General features: G+C 66.5%; 11 protein-coding genes. 4 read left to right on the forward strand and 7 right to left on the reverse strand.

Going from position 1 to position 17,234, the window contains the following annotated elements:
• Positions 1-15: 15 nt before the first annotated feature.
• Positions 16-1,479 carry an NAD(P)-binding domain-containing protein gene (locus CTATCC11996_RS16150; RefSeq protein ID WP_003078080.1) on the forward strand — a complete coding sequence of 488 codons (1,464 nt, stop codon included), beginning with the start codon at positions 16-18 and terminating at the stop codon, positions 1,477-1,479.
• A gap of 15 nt (positions 1,480-1,494) precedes the next feature.
• Positions 1,495-2,649 carry a CMD domain-containing protein gene (locus CTATCC11996_RS25120; protein WP_003078082.1) on the forward strand — a complete coding sequence of 385 codons (1,155 nt, stop codon included), beginning with the start codon at positions 1,495-1,497 and terminating at the stop codon, positions 2,647-2,649.
• 240 nt (positions 2,650-2,889) lie between these two features.
• On the opposite strand, the gene CTATCC11996_RS16160 is transcribed toward CTATCC11996_RS25120, so the two are convergent.
• From CTATCC11996_RS16160 to CTATCC11996_RS16175, 4 genes are all read right to left on the reverse strand, one after another.
• Positions 2,890-4,140 carry an FIST signal transduction protein gene (locus CTATCC11996_RS16160; protein WP_003078085.1) on the reverse strand — a complete coding sequence of 417 codons (1,251 nt, stop codon included), beginning with the start codon at positions 4,138-4,140 and terminating at the stop codon, positions 2,890-2,892.
• Between the two features lie 72 nt (positions 4,141-4,212).
• Complete coding sequence (locus CTATCC11996_RS16165; RefSeq protein ID WP_003078086.1) at positions 4,213-5,085, reverse strand: PhaM family polyhydroxyalkanoate granule multifunctional regulatory protein; 873 nt, start codon at positions 5,083-5,085, stop codon at positions 4,213-4,215.
• 127 nt (positions 5,086-5,212) lie between these two features.
• Complete coding sequence (locus tag CTATCC11996_RS16170) at positions 5,213-5,728, reverse strand: copper chaperone PCu(A)C (RefSeq protein WP_003078088.1); 516 nt, start codon at positions 5,726-5,728, stop codon at positions 5,213-5,215.
• A gap of 139 nt (positions 5,729-5,867) precedes the next feature.
• On the reverse strand, positions 5,868-6,269 hold the full coding sequence (locus CTATCC11996_RS16175; RefSeq protein WP_003078091.1) for a hypothetical protein: 402 nt from the start codon (positions 6,267-6,269) through the stop codon (positions 5,868-5,870).
• 115 nt (positions 6,270-6,384) lie between these two features.
• On the opposite strand from CTATCC11996_RS16175, the gene CTATCC11996_RS16180 reads away from it, so the two are divergent.
• Positions 6,385-7,044, forward strand: a complete 660-nt coding sequence (locus CTATCC11996_RS16180) for a glutathione S-transferase (RefSeq protein WP_003078093.1) — start codon at positions 6,385-6,387, stop codon at positions 7,042-7,044.
• Positions 7,045-7,088: 44 nt separating this feature from the next.
• Entirely contained in the window at positions 7,089-7,502 is a 414-nt protein-coding gene (locus CTATCC11996_RS16185; protein WP_003078095.1) for a VOC family protein, read from the forward strand.
• A 218-nt stretch (positions 7,503-7,720) separates the two neighbouring features.
• Here the strand turns inward: CTATCC11996_RS16185 and recD are convergent, their stop codons facing one another.
• From recD to recC, 3 genes are read right to left on the reverse strand one after another with little or no spacing between them, the layout of a single operon-like run.
• Entirely contained in the window at positions 7,721-9,811 is a 2,091-nt protein-coding gene (gene recD, locus CTATCC11996_RS16190; protein WP_003078096.1) for an exodeoxyribonuclease V subunit alpha, read from the reverse strand.
• Entirely contained in the window at positions 9,808-13,620 is a 3,813-nt protein-coding gene (gene recB / locus CTATCC11996_RS16195) for an exodeoxyribonuclease V subunit beta (RefSeq protein ID WP_003078097.1), read from the reverse strand. Before recB ends, recD begins: the two co-directional genes overlap by 4 nt.
• A complete protein-coding gene (recC, locus tag CTATCC11996_RS16200) occupies positions 13,617-17,204 on the reverse strand; it encodes an exodeoxyribonuclease V subunit gamma (RefSeq protein WP_003078098.1) in 3,588 nt (1,195 codons plus the stop codon). The genes recB and recC overlap by 4 nt, the downstream gene beginning before the upstream one ends.
• Positions 17,205-17,234: the final 30 nt, after the last annotated feature.

A 17,234-nucleotide genomic window follows, 5' to 3' on the forward strand; every position in this document is an offset into this window, starting at 1 on the left:
TTTTGGGTTTTAGCTATGTCAATTTCACCTTCTACGACAGCCGCCACATCGGGGCTGGCAACGCTGGAAGAACGCCTGCGTGACGACTTCGTCACTCTGGGCTGGCCTGCCAAGGCCTGGATTCCCCCCTCCACGCGCAAGGGGCTGCCGGTGCATGACGTGCTCGTCATCGGCGCCGGCCAGGCCGGTCTCGCGCTCAGCATGGCGCTGCAGCAGGTCGGCATCAAGCCCGTGCTGCTGGACAGGTCCGCACTGGACTTCGAAGGCCCCTGGGCCACCACTGCGCGCATGGAAACCTTGCGCTCGCCCAAGGAGCTGACCGGCCCTGCCATGGGGGTTGCAGCTCTGTCCTTTCGCGCCTGGTTCATCGCCCAGTTCGGTCTGGATGCCTGGACGGCGCTGGACAAGATCCCGCGCCTGCAGTGGATGGACTATCTGCGCTGGTACCGCCGCGTGACCAACGCCGATGTGCGCAACGGCCATGAAGTCGTTGCCGTGCGCCCGCAGGCCGATGGCGTGGTGGAAGTCGACGTCAAGGCCAATGGCGTGATCGCGACCTGGCAGACCCGCCGCCTGGTGCTGGCCACGGGCCGCGACGGCCTGGGCGGCGCAACGGTTCCCGCCTTCATGCGGGGCGTGGACAGGAAATTCTGGGCCCATTCCTCCGACGCCATGGACTACGCCACGCTGGCCGGCAAGCATGTGGGCGTGGTCGGCGCCGGCGCCTCGGCCATGGACAGCGCCGCGACGGCTCTCGAAAACGGCGCGGCCAGCGTAGACATGCTGATCCGCCGCCAGCAGCTGCCGCTGATCAACAAGTCCAAGGGCTCGGGCGTGCCCGGTCTGACCCACGGCCAGTATCTGCTGCCCGATGCGTGGAAATGGCGTATCCGCCACTACATCAACGCCCAGCAGGTGCCGCCGCCACACGGCAGCACGCTGCGCGTCTCGCGCCATGACAATGCCTTCTTCAACCTGGGCTGCGCGGTGCAGGCTGTGGAGAAAGCGGGCGACAAGCTGCAGGTGCAGACCTCGGCCGGCGTGTTCGTGCTGGACTTTCTCATCGTCTCCACGGGCTTTGCCATTGACTGGAGCCTGCGTCCCGAGTTTGCCGACATCGCGCCGCATGTGAAGCTGTGGAACAGCCGCTTCACGCCCGAGTCCGGCGATGAGGATGCCGAGCTGTCGGCATCGCCCGATCTGGGGCCGCTGTTCGAGTTCCAGGGCGAGCTACCCGGTCTCGATCGGATTCACTGCTTCTGCTACCCCGCAGCACTCTCGCACGGCACGGTGTCGGGCGATATTCCCGCCATCAGCGACGGAGCGCGCAAACTGGCGCAAGGTCTGGCCTCGCTGTTCTATCTGAACGATATCGAGCAGCACTTCGACAAGCTCAAGGCCTATGCCGAACCCGAACTGGACGGCACGGAATGGACCGCAGCCGACAGCGCTGCGCGCATCCGGCAGCTGCAACCCTAAATCACGAGACTTCGCATGACAGACACCATAGACCGACTGGCCGGCCTCGAGCAAGGCAGCCCCACATTCACCACCCGCCACGAGCGCGAAAAGGTCGCTCTGGCCACCCAGGCCTGCGAAGACCTGCTGCTGGGCAATCAGCTGGACAGCGATCTGACCCAGGCCGAGCGCCTGGTGCTGGCTACCGAGCAGACCCGCGTCAGCGGCGTGAGCGTGCTGCAAGCCGAATACCGCAGCCGCGCCGAGGCCCTGGGCGACGCCATCACGCCCGAGCTGCGCGCCATCCTCGATCAGCCCGGCACCCAGACCGGCAATGCGCGCCTCGATGCCATGCTGCACTTTGTGCGCACGCTGGCCCTGAACCCGGCCCAGAGCGATCAGGCCGCGCTGCTGGCCATTCCGGCCGCCGGCCTGTCACTCAACGACACCGTGCTGCTGGCCCAGCTGATCGGCTTTGTGGCCTACCAGGCCCGCCTGCTGGCGGGTGTGAAGGCCATGGGCGAGCTGGGCGGCGTCACCGAAGCGCCTGCCACCCAGCCTGCCGATGCAGCGCCCTTTGTCCACCCCGCCAACCTGCCGCCGCCCGGTGAGCCACTGCGCCGCAACGGCTTCACCAGCGAGACCCTGGACTGGAAGGCCTGGCTGCAGGTGCTGGACCCCGACACCGCCACGCCCGAGCAGCAGCATGTGCTGGAAGTCAGCCACCCCAAGGCCAAGAGCATGGACTTCTACCTGCTGCTGGCCCGCCAGCCCCAGGTGCTGCTGGAGCGCTCCCAGGCCTTCAACGCCATCATGTATGCGCCCGGCGGCCTGTCCCGCGCCGAGCGTGAAGTGGCAGCCACTGCCGTCTCTCGCTCCAATGGCTGCGTGTACTGCGCTTCGGTGCACGCTCAGCGCTTCGAGCAGCTGGCCAAGCGCAACGATGTGATGGCCCAGCTGTTTGACGAGCCCGACACTGCCGGCACCAATGCCCGCGAGCGCGCCATCATCCAGGCTTCGCTGACACTGACGCGTGCGCCGGGCAGCTTTGGCCCGCAGCAGTTGCAACCGTTGCGTGATGCAGGTCTGACCGATCTGGAAATTCTGGACATGCTGCACTCGGCCGCACTGTTTGGCTGGGCCAATCGCCTGATGCTGAATCTGGGCGTGGAACTGTATTCCACCCCCTGAGCGGCTTTGCCGGGGCGGCCCCGCCGCCTCTCCTCCTTTCTCTACACGCTGCGCGCTACGGGAGGGGGACGACAACTTCGCTGCGCGGCGACGCTTGCTTGCCATGTCTTTGTTGGGCTGCGCCAGTTTCGGGGCCGTTCATATTTTTGATAGCTGCATGCGCTTTCCAGCCAATGATTTCAGCATCAATTGATGCTGAAATCCTTTTAAATCAAGCGCTAACAGCTATCAAATTTCAGGCTATTTGCCGGTGAACACGGTCAACACGCCGGCCAGCTGATGCACATGCGCATCCATCAGCTGTGCCTCGGCCACCAGGCCGATCAGAGGCACCGGCCCCAGCGCATGGCGCAGCAGCTTGAGCTCGGCATCGGCGCCGCCAAACAGCTCGCTGCCCCGGCCCTTGCTGCTCACATAGATGGCACCGCGTATATGCTGGGGCTGGGCAGCTTCTGCCATGGTTTCGGGGCCGGCATCGGCAAAGTCGGGCTGCAGCGCATCCTTGAGGGCCGCGCCCATCTGCATCAGCTCATGACGGGCCGCGCTGCTCTGGCGCTGACAGAAGATCACCGTGTGCTCGGCCTCTACGGGCGATGACAGCGCAATGCCCTGACGCACCGGGTCCAGCCCCACGATATGCAGCACCTGGGCCTCGTCGGTCAGCGCGCCGCGCTCCAGACCCCGGCCCAGCGGTGCGATCGCCGCCTGGGTCTTGCGCAGCTGGGACAGCGCAGCCTGCCAGCCGCCGCCGGCGCTGGGGCTGGCTTCCACATCCAGCATCTGCAGCAGTCGGGGCAAGGCGGGCTCGCCTTCCAGCTCCAGCACCACCGGCCCCCTGGCCTCGGTAATCGCAAGTCCCGCGCCCAAGGGCGCACAGCCCTGGGCCAGCCTGGAGATACAGGCCACGTCGGCATCGAAGGCCACCCCCGAAAAGCCGGCATGAAAGATGCCGACACTGGCCTGGGCACGCAAGCGGGGCAGGTCTTCGGCGCGGCAGGCAAACTGCACGCCCTGCTCGCTGCTGAGCGCACCGAACAGATTTCCAGTGCTGATGCGCTCGGACAGCTCCAGCAGCAGCTCAGCGAGATCGGGCTGATCGATGCTGGAGTGCACCAGGGCCGAATGCGCCTCGAATCCGGCTTCTGCGCCGCTTTGCGCCAGCGGTGCCACGCCGGAGTAGACGCGGTAGTGGGCGGCGGGCAGGTCCAGCAACATGACCGCCAGCGAGGAGCTTTCGGAATACTCATGTTCCATGGCCAATACGGCGTGGCCGGAGCTGCCCACCCAGTCGGTGACCTGAGGCAACTCGCGCGCCAGCAGCGCCAACAACTGCTGCGCATGGGGCACCAGCCCCTGCGCGATGTAGACCAGACCCAGCCGGTGCGGCTGCAGTGACTGGCGCAGCAACTGCCCACGCAGCTGCAGCACGACTTGCTCAGTCGCAGCGCGCCAGTCTTCATGGCTGGCATGAGCGACGGGAAACAGTGACATAAGCCCTCCTGTTCTTGCTGGAGCGTGGATGCCTTGCAACCACGATTTTCCACCTTAGCGGGAAGGGTTTGCTCAGGGCTTGCGCGAGGTAGCAGAGGTTTTGGCTGCAGTCTTTTTGGCAGCAGGCTGCTTGGGGGCAGCTTTTTTAGCGGCAGCGGTCTTGCTGGCGGCCGTTTTGGGTTGACCGGTCTTGGCCGCCACCTTGCGTGAAGGCCTGGGCTCGGCTGCCGCAGCACTCGTTGCCTCACTCTTTGCCGCAGTTTTCGCTGCAGCTGCAGTGCCAAAACTGCCTGCCTGTGCCATCACCTTTTCCATGGTGGACTTGGCAAAGCCGCTGGCCATCTCGGTCGCGCGCTGGGCGGCCGCCAGGGTCTCGGGAGGAACGGGCTCGGCCATGGCCTTGGCCGCGATCTGCTGGAACTGCTGGGTCAGCGCTCCCCACCATTGCATGGCCTGGCCCAGGGCGGCCTGAGAAGAGGGGCCTGCCTGGGTCTGGCTGGCGGCCTCGGCCGCTGCGGGCTCTGCTTCAGGTTCAGGCTCAGGTTCAGGCTCGGCGGCTGGCGCGGCCGTGGCGGCGCCCATGGGCCAGCCGGTATTGCCGGTCGCAGCGGGCTCGGCCGGCGCTGCACCAGGGAAAGGAAAGGACTTGGCCAGCTCGCTCATGCTGACATTCATGTCCTTGAGCGTGGACAGCGTCATGCGCTGCACTTCCAGCGCCTGGATGGTGGCAGCCAGGGCTCGGCTGTTTTGCTCCAGCCAGAACTGCACGGCTTTCAGTTCGGCAATGCGCTTGTCAACCTCTTCCACGCTGACGGTGGGAGCCACCCATTGCGGCACACGGCCCATGGGATTGGCCGCAGCGCCAGCGCTTTGCGCCAGCCCCTGCAGAAAATCAAAGCCAGGAATGAACTTGCCAAAACCAAATGCCGATGCGTCGCCGCTCATAGTGCTCTCCACTGCAGGGATGGATACCAGAATCCGCATCCGGACGAGACCGGACGCGGAACTAGCTTACTGCACTTGCGATGTTTGCTGCAAACAAGGGAGCAAGTCGCGCCCCTGGCTCAAGTCATCAATGCTGATGCGCACCATGACCCATGTGCTGGTGCCCGGCACCGGCGGCCGCAGGGGCCGTCGCGCGCACCGGCAGCTGCAGGCTCAGGCGCGAGATTGCGCCCTTGGCATCCTTGAACACCAGGGTCACGGGCACCTGGCTGTCCTTGACCAGCGGGGCCTTGAGCTGCTGCAGCATCAGGTGATAGCCGCCGGGCTTGAGATCCACGGCTACGCCCTGGGGCAGATCCAGTGCCTCGATGGCGCGCATGCGCATCACATCGCCCTCCATCTTCATCTCGTGCACCTCGGCCACGGCGGCGGCCGTGGTTTCCACGCCCACGAGCTTGAGCGGCTCCTGGGCCGTCAGGCGCATAAAGGCCCCCGAGGCCTGCTGACCCGCCACGCTGGCGCGGGCCCAGGCGTTCTCGACCTTGACATGGGCGGCATCGGCATGGGCCCAGGCGGCCCCCGAAACCAGCAGCGAAGCGACCAGCGAACCCAGGGCCATCACGGTAAAACGACGCGTATTCATGAAACCATCTCCATTCAAATTCAGTCTGGACTTACGCAAACAAGGGGGCATCAAGGTGGTCTTCCTGAAACGAAGCACTTGCCTGAGCCTGATTTGCGTAAGTCATGTCAATCTCAAATCGATCTGAAGCGCTTGACCATCAAGCGCCTTCAGCTATGTTTTTCAGTGTTTCAAAGGGCGGCGCACGTACGGGCGGCAGGGTGGAGACAAAAGCTCTGTGAGCGACATCGGCCCAGGGCCGGGCATCGACAACGGCGCGATGACTGCCCGGATCTGGCTGCTGCGCCGGCGGCGGCGCCAGCAGCGGCAGGCACAGCGCGCAATCCAGTCCATGCGGGGTGGCGGCATCGTCGCTGGCGGGGCTGGGCACCCAGTGAGTGCTGCCGCTGGCCGTGCACACCGCCTCCCAGCCTGCAGGCGGCGTGGCGCGCGCCCAGGGCGTGAGCATGCTGACCAGCAGCACGCAAAACCACGCACCAAGCGCCCAGCGTGCCAGAAGGGCCGCCGGTTGGTGCCGAGGAGGATGTGCGCGCCAATGCATGGGGCAATTGTAGAAGCCGGCCTGCTATCCGGTTGGCGACGCAGGGCTTGCGCCACTTGCCTCTACGATGACTGGCCACGGATACCTATTCACAACCACCGATCAGGAGACAAGCATGCTGACTTTGTGCGGTTTTTCGGCCAGCAACTACTACAACAAGGTCAAGCTGGCCTTGATGGAAAAGCAGATTCCCTTCGCCGAGGAGCTGGCCTGGCTGGGCAGCACCAACCCCGAGGAATCGCCACTGGGCAAAGTCCCCTATCTGCGCACCCAGCACGGCGCCATCAGCGAGTCCGACGCCATCATCGAATATGTGGAAACACTGTCCGACAAGGTGCCGCTGTTGCCCGCAGACCCATTTGCTGCCGCCAAGGTCCGCGAACTCTGCGTCTATCTGAATCTGCACCTGGAGCTGGTGGCGCGCAACCTCTACCCCCAGGCCTTCTTCGGCGGCAAGATCAGTGACGGCGCGCGCGACAAGACGCTGGAGCAGCTCAAAAAGAATATTGCGGCCTTTGCCAAGCTGGCCCGCTTCGATACCCCGTTCATCGCGGGAGACAGCTTTACGCTGGCCGACTGCAGCGCCATCGTGCACCTGCCCCTGGTCAGCAGCGCCTGCAAGATCGTGGGCGGCAGCGATCTGCTGGCCGAGCTGCCGGTGCGCGACTATCTGGCGCGCATGAGCGAACGCCCCACGGTGCAGAAGATCAACGCCGACCGCAAGAGCAACACCGAGGAGCTGATGGCGCGCGTGCAGGCCAAGGCTGCGCGCTAAGGCGTGCCGGGTACAGGCCCGGTAATGCTACGCTTGGGCCCATCATGCAAAGCGCTTTTCATCTTGCCTACCACGTGACCGATCTCGACCAGGCCCGCCGTTTCTATGGCGGCGTGCTGGGCTGCCGCGAGGGTCGCAGCACCGATACCTGGGTCGACTTCGACTTCTTCGGCCACCAGATCTCCCTGCACCTGGGCCAGCCCTTTGCCGTGAGCAACACCGGCAAGGTCGGCAACCATATGGTGCCCATGCCCCACCTGGGCGTGATCCTGCTCAAGCCCGACTGGCTGGCCCTGGCCGAACGCCTCAAAGCCGCTGGCACGGCCTTCATTCTGGAGCCGCAAGTGCGCTTTGAGGACGAGCCCGGAGAGCAGTGGACGATGTTCTTCACCGACCCCTGCGGCAACCCGATCGAGGTCAAGGGATTTGCCAACTGGGAAGCGGTTTACGAGCACTGATCCCCCCTGAGCCGCTTCACGTCTTCCCCCTAAGGAGGAAGACGAACCTGGCGGCGGGGCGGCGCTCGCTGGCCGTCTCGCCCTTGGACTGCGCCAGTGCCACAGGCTCATCACTTCGAGCAAGGCCAGATGGGAAACCTTTATAGGTTGAGCGAAATCAGCCTTCAGTGTTACCTGGATTGCGGCCGCCGCTATCAACACAGAGCCTCGCCCCTGGGCTACTGATCACGCTCCATGAATCCCAGCAAACCGCTGCTGCGCTGCGTGGGACTGCCCATCGCCGACACCAGCAAGCCGGGCACTTCGGTCCACAGCGAAAACGCCTTGCGCGCGCGCGTGATGCCGGTATAGACCAGCTCGCGACTGAGCACATTGCCGCCCTGCGCGGCCAGCACCAGCGCCGTGTGCTCGAACTCCGAGCCCTGGCTCTTGTGCACCGTCATGGCAAATGCAGTCTCCACATGGGCCAGGCGCGCCGTGCTGACATGGTGCAGCTGCTCGCCCTGCATGAAGTACACGCGCAGCCGCGCCGGGTCGGCAAAGCTGGGCAAGGCCATGCCGATGTCGCCATTGAACACGCCCAGCTGCGCATCGTTGCGGGTGATCATCACCGGACGGCCCACATACCACTCGCCCTCCTTGCGAATGACACCCATGGCCTGCAAGGCCTGCTCCACCGCGCGGTTCAGGCCCGCCACGCCCCAGTTGCCGTCACGCACGGCACACAACAGGCGGTAGCGGTCGAAGGCGGCCAGCACGTCCCTCACCCATTGCCAGTGCTCGGCCTCGGCGGCAAAGCCGCGCCCCTTGCCCTGCCCATGTTGTGCCAGCACCTCGGCATAGGCAGCATAGCTGGCCATGCCGCCGCGGCCTTGCACGGCGCTACGCACCACGGCATCGACATCACCGCCTTCGCGCGCCCAGAGTTCGGCTTGCAGGCCGGCCTGGGTATGCGTGCGCAGCAGCGCCATGGCAGCCGGTGCATCGCCGGCATTCACGGCCTGTGCCAGCTGACCGATAGGGCCGCCAAAGCGGCGGCTCTCGCGCAGCATGACGGTGTGCTGGGCCAGCGGCAAGGCCCGGGCCGGCGCCAGGTACTGCGCTGGCAGGGGCTGGTCCGTCACGCGCTCGGCATAGGCCGCAGTGTCCGGCGTGTAATTGCCCCGCTGCGCATCGCGGCACAGATCGCCCAGCACGGCACCGGCCTCCACCGAGGCGAGCTGATCCTTGTCGCCCAGCAAAATCAGGCGCGCCGTGGGCGGCAGGGCCTGCAGCAGCGCGGCCATCATCTCGAGGTGGATCATGGAGGCCTCATCGACAATGAGCACATCCACATCCAGCGGATTGCCCGCATGGTGGGCAAAGCGCCGCGTGTCGGGCCTGGCACCCAGCAGCGAATGCAGGGTGCGTGCCGCCCCCATGCGTTTGACCAGCGCTTCCAGATCCAGCTCGCGGCCCACGGCCTCCTTGAGCTCCAGCAGCGAGCTGTCGATGGACTGCTTGAGCCGCGCCGCCGCCTTGCCGGTTGGCGCAGCCAGCGCAACGCGCAGCTGGGCGGCATCCGGCGCCGTGGCAAACAGCAGCGCCAGCAGACGGGCGGCCGTATAGGTCTTGCCCGTGCCCGGACCGCCGGTGATGACGGACATGCGCCCGCGCAGCGCCAGCGCGCAAGCCAGTTTTTGCCAGTCCACCGCATTCGCGGCAACGGCGGACGCGCCGAAGAGACGCCCCAGCCATTCCCGCACCCTGGGCTCGTCAAGCGCCACCGCATCGGCCGCCGTGCGCTGCGCCATATGGGCTGCAACACTGCGCTCGTAGTCCCAGTAGCGGCGCAGATACAGCATGGGCGCAGCGCCGTCCAGCAGCACCAGTGGCTGACCTCGGTCTGCCGCCACCACTCCCGACTGCACGACACGCACCACGGGGCTGCGACGCAGGGCCTGCAGCCAGTCAGCCAGCCGGCTGGGCAATTGCTCCCATAGCGATTGCTGCAGGCGCTCTGCCTCCTTGGGCCAGGCGAGAACCTGATTGGGATCGCCAGCCAGCGCCTGCAAGGGCAGACAGCTGTGACCGCGCCCTTCCATCTGCGCCAGCACGGCAGAGGCTACCAGCAGTGCAGGTCCGGCCTCGGCGTCCTGCGCGGCGACAAAGGCCGCCAGGGCGCTGTCCAGGCGGCGCAGCAGACCCGCATCGGCCAGTCGCTCCAGCGCGGTCAGCCAGTCCGTGGTGCTCAGTGCCATTGAGTCACCATCCGCGGGGGCTGCAAACAGGTCCAGCGTCTGCAGATCGGCTTTGCGGCGGCCCTTCATGGCTGCACCTCCTTCGATTCTTTCTCGCAGTCGCCAAGCAGCGCCTCAAGCCCGTGCAGCAGCGCCAGCGGCGGCTTCAGCACATGCATGCCGGCTGCCTCGCCATCAAGACCGCGCAGGAAGAAATAGAGCGCGCCGCCCAGCTGTTCGCGGGGGTCGTAAGCCGCACCCAGCCGGCTTTGCAGCAGGCGGTGCAGAGCCAGCAGATACAGCGCCGCCTGTACGTCATAGCGGTGCTCGAGCATGGCCTGCTCCAGCGCCTGAGGGGCGTAGGCAGCGCCATCCTGGCCCAGGTGGTTGGTCTTGTAGTCCAGCACCCAGTAACGTCCGCCATGGTGAAACACCAGGTCGGCAAAACCCATCAGCATGCCGTGCAGCTCGCGCTCTGGCAGCGCCGGGCGCGGCTGACCGGGCAGGATATGCCGGCGGCACAGCGCGTCGATGCGCGGTGCCGACAGGCGCCGCGCCGGCAGCCAGAACTCCATCTCGGGCAAGAGCGCATCGCCTTTGCCCAGCTGGGCCAGCGAGACACCAAGCGGCGCCAGCGGCTGGTGCACCACGGCGCGCAGCCACTGCAGCACATCGGCGGCCTGCTCCTTGCGGCCCGCGCGCTCGCAGCGGCGCAGCAGACGGGCCGCCAGAGGCTCGCTGCTGTCGGGATCATCCTCGGGCTGCAGCGCAAAGTCCTCTGCGGCCAGCCATTCCAGCTGGTCGTGCAGGAAATTGCCCACCACCGGGCCGCGCATGAAGCGGTGCCACACCGCAGCATCGCTGCGCGCGCCGGCTGCGAATCTGGTCAAGGTGGGCAAGGCGGTCATGACGTCGTTGATGACGCCCAGGTCCAGCGCAGCTTCACCCGCCTCCTGGGCCTGCAGCGCACGCTCATCCTCGGCAGGGCTTTGTGCGGCCACCGGCAGTACCGGCAGGCTGGGTGCGGCCATGGCGCGGGTCAGCGACGAAAAGCTGCCAATGCCCCAGCGGCGGTCGAACTGAGCCTCGTACACGGGCGCGGCGACCAGGGCGGGCAAGGCCTGCGCGGCAACATAGCGCGTGGGCACGGGCAGTTCGGCCGGCAGATCCACCACGGCGATCTGCGTGCAACGCTCGCCCAGGGCCTGGATGCTGGCACGCCAGCTGGCTGCAGACTGCGAAACATCTCCGGCCAGCAGATAGCCTGCCGCCCCCTGTTCGTTCGCACAGTTTTTGCTGTTGCCGCGCTTCATGGGGGCCAGCCCCATCCACAGCGCATGGCGCGGACGGGTCAGCGCCACATAGAGCAGGCGCAGATCCTCGCGCAGGCGCTCCTTGTCGGCCTGCGCCAGCTGCGCATCGTCGTAGTCCAGCACCAGCTCGCGTGCGGGTGCGCCATCGATCTGCACGGGCAGCGAAAGATAGGCTGCCTTGCCATCCACAGGCCGGAAACTGCCGCCAAACGGCAGGCAGACCAGTGGATACTCCAGCCCCTTGCTCTTGTGCACGGTGACGACCTTGACCAGATCGGCGTCCGATTCCAGCCGCACGATCTGCGCATCGCCGGCCGCGCCCGGGCTCTCGATCTGCGTGGCCAGCCAGCGGATCAAGGCTTGCTCGCCCTCCAGCTGGGCGCTCGCAGCTTGCAGCAGCTCGGCCAGGTGCAGATAGTTGGTCAGACGGCGCTCGCCGCCCATGTCCTGCAGCCAGCGCGCCGGCAATTCAAAGCGGTACAGCGTCTGGCGCAGCATGGCCAGCACGCCCAGGCGCAGCCAGAGGCTGTGCAGCTCCTTGAGCAGCTCGCTGCGCGCATCGAAAGCCTCGTCATCGCTGGCCAGCCAGGCCAGCTCGTCAAACGACAGACCCATCATGGGCGTGGCCAGACCGGCGCGCACGGCCAGTCCGTCCAGAGGGGCAGCTACGGCACGCAGCCACAGCAGCAGATCCTGCGCCTCGCCGCTGGCGAAGACCGAGTCCTGATCGGAGAGATAGACCGAGGCCACATTGCGCCGCGCCAGCGCGCGGCGCACGGCAGCGGCCTCCTTGCCCGTACGCACCAGCACCGCAACATCGGCCGGACGCAGGCGCTGCAGCGGCTGGCCGGCTTCGGCAAAGCCCGTGGCACCGTCCATCAGCCACTGCACGATCTGGCTGGCGCAGAACTCCGCCCCGCGGCGGCGGATGTCGTCATTGCTCAGCGGCTCATCACTGCTGCCATCCCAGGCAATGGTCAGCGCTGCCATGCCCTGGCTGCCCTGCATCAGCCGTTCCTTGCGGCCATTGGCCTTGACACTCTCGAACGGCAGTGGATTGCTCTGCCCGGCGCGAAACATGAACGCACCCTCGCCTTCGCGCACCTCTGCCTGCACAAACCACTGGTTGACCGCATCGACCAGCGCCTCGGTGGAGCGGAAGTTGGTGTCCAGCACATAGTGGCGACCCTCGGTCGCCTGCCTGGCCTGCAGGTAGCTGTAGATGTCCGCACCACGAAAGCCGTAGATGGACTGCTTGGGGTCGCCGATCAGCAGCAATGCGCTGTCCGCGCCGTTGTCTGCCGTGCGGTAGATCTGGTCGAACAGCCGGTATTGCAGCGGCGAGGTGTCCTGGAACTCGTCAATCAGCGCCACCGGGTACTGGGCCAGAATGCCGGCTTGCAGCGCGGGGCCGTTATCACCGGCCAGGGCCGCATCCAGGCGCTGCAACATATCGGCAAAGCCGAAAGTGCCGGCCTGGCGTTTGAGCCACAGCAGGCGCTGCTGTACATGGACGGCCGCATGCAGACGCAGCGCCACCTTGATCGACGGCAGCTCGGCCAACGCTTTCAGCAATTGCTCCAGCTCGGAAAATTCAGTGGGCAGCAGCAAGTCCATGGTCGAGCCCTTGAAGGCCTCTGCCATCCCCTCGGGGCTGAGGCGCTTGCGGGCGGAGTCGCTGAGCTCCAGAGGCTGGTTCAACGGGTCTTGCGCCCAAACGGTCAGCGCCGCAAACCAGCCTGTGTAGTAGCGAGCCTGCAGCTTTCGCTTGTCCCACAGCGCGGCGCGGCCGTCTAGTTCACCCTCAATCCAGCGCAGCATGCGCTCGGCCTTGGCCTCCCAGCCATCGGCCAGCGCTTGCAGTCGCTGCGCACGCTCTGCATGTGTCTGCGTAATGCATTCGCCCAGCGCCCCTACACCAGCCACAGCGGGCACGTTTTCGCGCAGCAGCGATTGCATGTCTTTGACCAGCGCATGCACATCGGGCCAGACCTGCAGCGCCGTCTCCAGCACCTCACCCGACAGCGGGTAGCACTGCTGGCGCCAGTAATCCTGCGCCGCCTCGGTCTGACGCTGGCTTTCATCGGCCTCCAGCGTTTCATCAAACAGATTGCCGCTGTCAAACGCATGCTCGCGCAGCATGCGCTGGCACCAGGCGTCTATGGTGTGGATGGCGGCATCGTCCATGCACTGCGCAGCCATGTCCAGCCGCCAGGCGGCGGTGTCGCGCTCTGTGCCCTCGGCGTAGGCATCGCGAAGATCGCGCAGGAAGCTGTCGTGCACCGCCGGTTCGGCCTCGCCGCGAAAGCATTGCACGGCCTCGATCAGGCGGGCACGAATGCGGTCCGACAGCTCGCGCGTGGCGGCGCGCGTGAAGGTCATCACCAGGATGTCTGGCGGCATCAAGGGCCTGGCAAAACCGTTCTCGGCGCCATGGCCCAGCACCAGCCGCAGATAGAGCGCGGCAATGGTCCAGGTCTTGCCTGTGCCCGCGCTGGCTTCGATCAGTCGCGAGCCCCAGAGCGGGAAATGCAGGGGCTGTAGCGCCTGGCTGCCTGGCTTCATGGGGTTGGCGGGCGCTCTCATGCCGGCTCTCCTGCTTGTTCGTTCTGGTCTGCACGCTGCATCAGGGGCAGCTCCTCGGTCTGCACCTGCGCGGCCAGCCAGTCATGCAGCGGACCATAGACCTGCTTGGCCAGGGTATGAAAGCGCAGATCGGCCGTCAGCGCCTCCCAGTCGGGGTAGCAGCGCGCCCAGCTGGGGTCTTCGCATTCGCCGCCCAGCATGTAGCCGCCCTCGTAGGCCTGTGCGGCGACGCTCAGATCGTCACGGCCTGCGGCGATGGCGGCTTTGAGAGGCAGCGGCAAGGGCTCGTTCTGGCCCACCAGCCACAGCTGCATCAAGGCTTGCAAGCGCTGCATGGCCATTTCCGGCTCCAGCGGCTGCACCCAGACCAGGGTGTCGCGTGCGATCACACCCATCAGCGTGTCGCTGCCCGTGCTTGAAAGCGCCAGGCTGCGCACATAAATGGGCAGGAGCTTGTGGGCCTGCAGCTCGCCTTTCTTGTTCAGCAGCGTGCGCGGCTCCAGTGCGAACCAGCAGCGGCTGTAGCTCGCATCCGAAGACGGCTCTTCGCGCTCCTGCAAGCCATCCATCCAGTCGTCCAGCGTGACCGTGCCGGAGTGCAGCAGCAAACGCTCGCGCGGCGCCGCCTGGGGCCATAGCCGCATCTGCTGCTGCCAAGCCAGCAGCGACGGCGTGACCTGGGCCTGCAAGGCCTCGGCCTCGCGCCTGCCAAGACCTGCCAGCGGAAGCACGCCGGCACGCCCCAGACGCTGCACCTGGCGCTGCACCTGCTGACTCACGTCCAGCGCCGCATCATGCGCCAGCTGCGTGCGCACGCCTTGCTGCAGCTGCTGAATCAGGCCGTAGGCGGTCAGACCATCGACGCTGAAAAGCTCGTCATCCTCCAGCAGCTCCTCGTCCTGTTCAAAGCGCACCTGCAGGCGGTTGCGCAAAAAGCTGCGTGCGGGATGGCGCAGAAATTCCGTCAGGCGCGCCAGCGTCAGCGGCACTTCGGGGTCGGGCTCGAAGGCAGCCACGACCGGCAGCGCCTGCGCTGCCCGCTCTTCATGCGCACCATACCATTCGCGTGCGAAGGTCGACAGCCCCGAAGCCTGCTCGAAATAGCGGCGGCTGAAGGGCTGCAAAGGATGCTGGCGGGTACGCTGGGCCAGCAGCAGGTCTCCGCGCTCGCTGGCGCAAAGGCCTGCACTGCCTTCGCCCTGCCAGCCTTGGCTCAGATAGTCGCGCAGCTGCGAGACCAGCACCGAGGGGGGTTGCTCGCTGTTGTCGCGCACATGGCGGCCGGCCCAACTGATATAGAGCTTGCTGCGGGCCGACAGCAAGGCATCCAGCATCAGCTGACGGTCATCGTCGCGGCGCGCGCGATCGCCGGGGCGCTGCTGGCCGGGCAGGGCCATCAGATCGAAGTCCACGCGCGTGGCGCGGCGCGGGTAGTCGCCATCGTTCATGCCCAGCAGACACACCACGTCGAAGGGAATCGCGCGCATCGGCATCAGCGTGCAGAAAGTCACGCCACCGGCACGAAAACGCTGGTTGAGCGCGGGCTCGGACAGGGCCTGCAGCCAGGCCTCCTGCGCCACCTCCAGCGGAATCAGGGCTTCAAAACCCGCTTGCTCGCAGGCGGCCTGCCAGCTGACCAGGGCCGTGTCGAGTGCGGCGCACAGGGCCTGGTCCTCATCGCCCTGTGCGACAAAGAAGTCGTCCATCAGACTGCGAAAACGCTGGGCCCAGACCTCGGGAGCCGCGGCCGTTGCAGCCGTTTGCCACCACTGCAGCATGCGCCCCAGCAAACTGGCCAGCGATCCGGCCAGCTCGGCCGCCAGGCCGCCCACTTCGTCATAGGGCTCCATGCCGGCAAAAGCCTGTGCCTCGTCGAAGGGGGCCTGCAGCGCCGGCCCGCTGGCATAGCCCAGCAGCATGCGGCGCAGGCCGAACCAGGCGCTGTTGGGGTCCCCGCAGGCTGCAAGACCCAGTTGGGCGCGCTGCGCATGGTTGAGCCCCCAGCGAATGCCTGCGCCGGCCATCCAGTGCGTGAGCTGGGGCAGATCGTCGGCCGCCAGCCCCACGCGCGCCGCCACGGCGGGCACATCGAGCAGGTCGCACAACTCGCTCAGGCGGCAGCGCTGCTGAGGCAGCTTGAGCAGCCATTGCAGCGCCGTCACCAGCGGGCTGCTGGCGCGCGCGCCCACGTCGGCAATGTCAAACGGAATATGGCGCGCATCGTGGCGGCCGTACTGACCGAACACGGCGCGGATGGCGGGTGCAGCCTCTTCGATCGACGGCAGCATGACCACCACCTCGCGCGGCGCCAGCGCTGCGCGGCCCGCAGCGGCAGGCTCGGCCAGCCATTGCAGCAACTGGTCGTGCAGCACTTCGAGCTCGCGCACCAGGCCATGGGCCTTGTGAAAGACGATGGACTGATCGGCCGCCGCGATCTCGACCGCTGGGTGCTCCGACATGGGCACCAGATCGCGAATGCGCTGCTGCACCTGGACCAGCAGCGGTGCATCGATCAGCTCGCTCGCGTCAGCCTCGTCATACACATCCACACGCGGCCAGCCCCATTGCACGGCGGTGTCGCCCGTGGTGTCGAAGGCATCGAGCTGGCGCACATAGTCGCGGCTCTGCCGACCCCAGGCCGCCAGCAGCGGATGGGCATGGGCGTGCATGGCGGCCAGGGGAATCTGCGCCAGGTCCTTGCCGCCCTTGTCGGCATGGCGGCGGCGCTGCTGGCGCAGCAGCTCGCGCCCGTCGATGGCATCGGCCCAGTGAAAGCGGCAGGGGTTTGGAACGGCAATCAGCACCTGGCTGTGCTGGGCAATGCCGCTGAGAAACTGCATCAGCGACAAAGGCATCTGGCTCATGCCGAACACCACCACGCGGCGCGCCAGCGGCGTGACCGGCGGCTGACCGCTTTGCAGTGCGTCCAGAATTCGTGCCAGCAGGGCCGGGCGGGTGGCGGCACGCTCCTGCTCATTGAGCTCGGCCAGCACCTTGCGCCACAGCTGGGGCTGCCAGAGCTGCCCTTCGGGCACGGGCGCGTCGGAGCGGCCAGCCGTACGCAGCACATCCTCGCCCTGCTCCCAGGCGGCCAGCCAGTCGGCGCGGTAGATCTGGTACTGGTCGAACAGGTCGGCCAGCTTTTCGGCGAGCTGCAGCAGGCGCTGCGGCTCGCCGGGGCGCAGAAAGTTGGCAATGGGCGCAAACGCCGGCTCGCCCAGACACTGCGGCAGCAGGCGCATCAGGCGCCAGATCATGGGCGTCTTGTCCAGCGGCGATTCGCGCGGTACCTCATGCCTGCCCAGAATCTGCCGGTAGCTGCGCCAGACAAAGCGCGCCGGCAACTCGACCTGTGCTGCGGCGCACACGCCCTGTTGCTCGGCCATGCGCATCTTGAACCACTCGGCCATGCCGTTGCTTTGCACCAGCACGATCTCGGGCTCCAGCGCCTGCAAGGGATGCGCCGCCAGCCAGGCCAGCACGGTATCGGCCAGCGCCTCGGTCTGGTTGCCATGGATGGCGATCAGGCCCGGCTGCCAGTTCGCTGCCGGTTGCGACGCCCTTGATTGCTGCTCTGCTGTCACACGCGCTCCTGTGCCTGTCTGTGCACGATG

Source organism: Comamonas testosteroni ATCC 11996, assembly GCF_000241525.1.
Lineage (GTDB): Bacteria > Pseudomonadota > Gammaproteobacteria > Burkholderiales > Burkholderiaceae_C > Comamonas > Comamonas testosteroni.

Excerpts from the sequence above, each read along its gene's own strand:
- CTATCC11996_RS16160 (WP_003078085.1), bottom strand. The coding sequence starts at position 4,140 with ATGTCACTGTTTCCCGTCGCTCATGCCAGCCATGAAGACTGGCGCGCT.
- CTATCC11996_RS16185 (WP_003078095.1), top strand. The coding sequence starts at position 7,089 with ATGCAAAGCGCTTTTCATCTTGCCTACCACGTGACCGATCTCGACCAG.
- recB (WP_003078097.1), bottom strand. The coding sequence starts at position 13,620 with ATGAGAGCGCCCGCCAACCCCATGAAGCCAGGCAGCCAGGCGCTACAG.
- CTATCC11996_RS16150 (WP_003078080.1), top strand. The coding sequence starts at position 16 with ATGTCAATTTCACCTTCTACGACAGCCGCCACATCGGGGCTGGCAACG.
- CTATCC11996_RS16175 (WP_003078091.1), bottom strand. The coding sequence starts at position 6,269 with ATGCATTGGCGCGCACATCCTCCTCGGCACCAACCGGCGGCCCTTCTG.
- CTATCC11996_RS16170 (WP_003078088.1), bottom strand. The coding sequence starts at position 5,728 with ATGAATACGCGTCGTTTTACCGTGATGGCCCTGGGTTCGCTGGTCGCT.
- recD (WP_003078096.1), bottom strand. The coding sequence starts at position 9,811 with ATGAAGGGCCGCCGCAAAGCCGATCTGCAGACGCTGGACCTGTTTGCA.
- CTATCC11996_RS25120 (WP_003078082.1), top strand. The coding sequence starts at position 1,495 with ATGACAGACACCATAGACCGACTGGCCGGCCTCGAGCAAGGCAGCCCC.
- CTATCC11996_RS16165 (WP_003078086.1), bottom strand. The coding sequence starts at position 5,085 with ATGAGCGGCGACGCATCGGCATTTGGTTTTGGCAAGTTCATTCCTGGC.
- CTATCC11996_RS16180 (WP_003078093.1), top strand. The coding sequence starts at position 6,385 with ATGCTGACTTTGTGCGGTTTTTCGGCCAGCAACTACTACAACAAGGTC.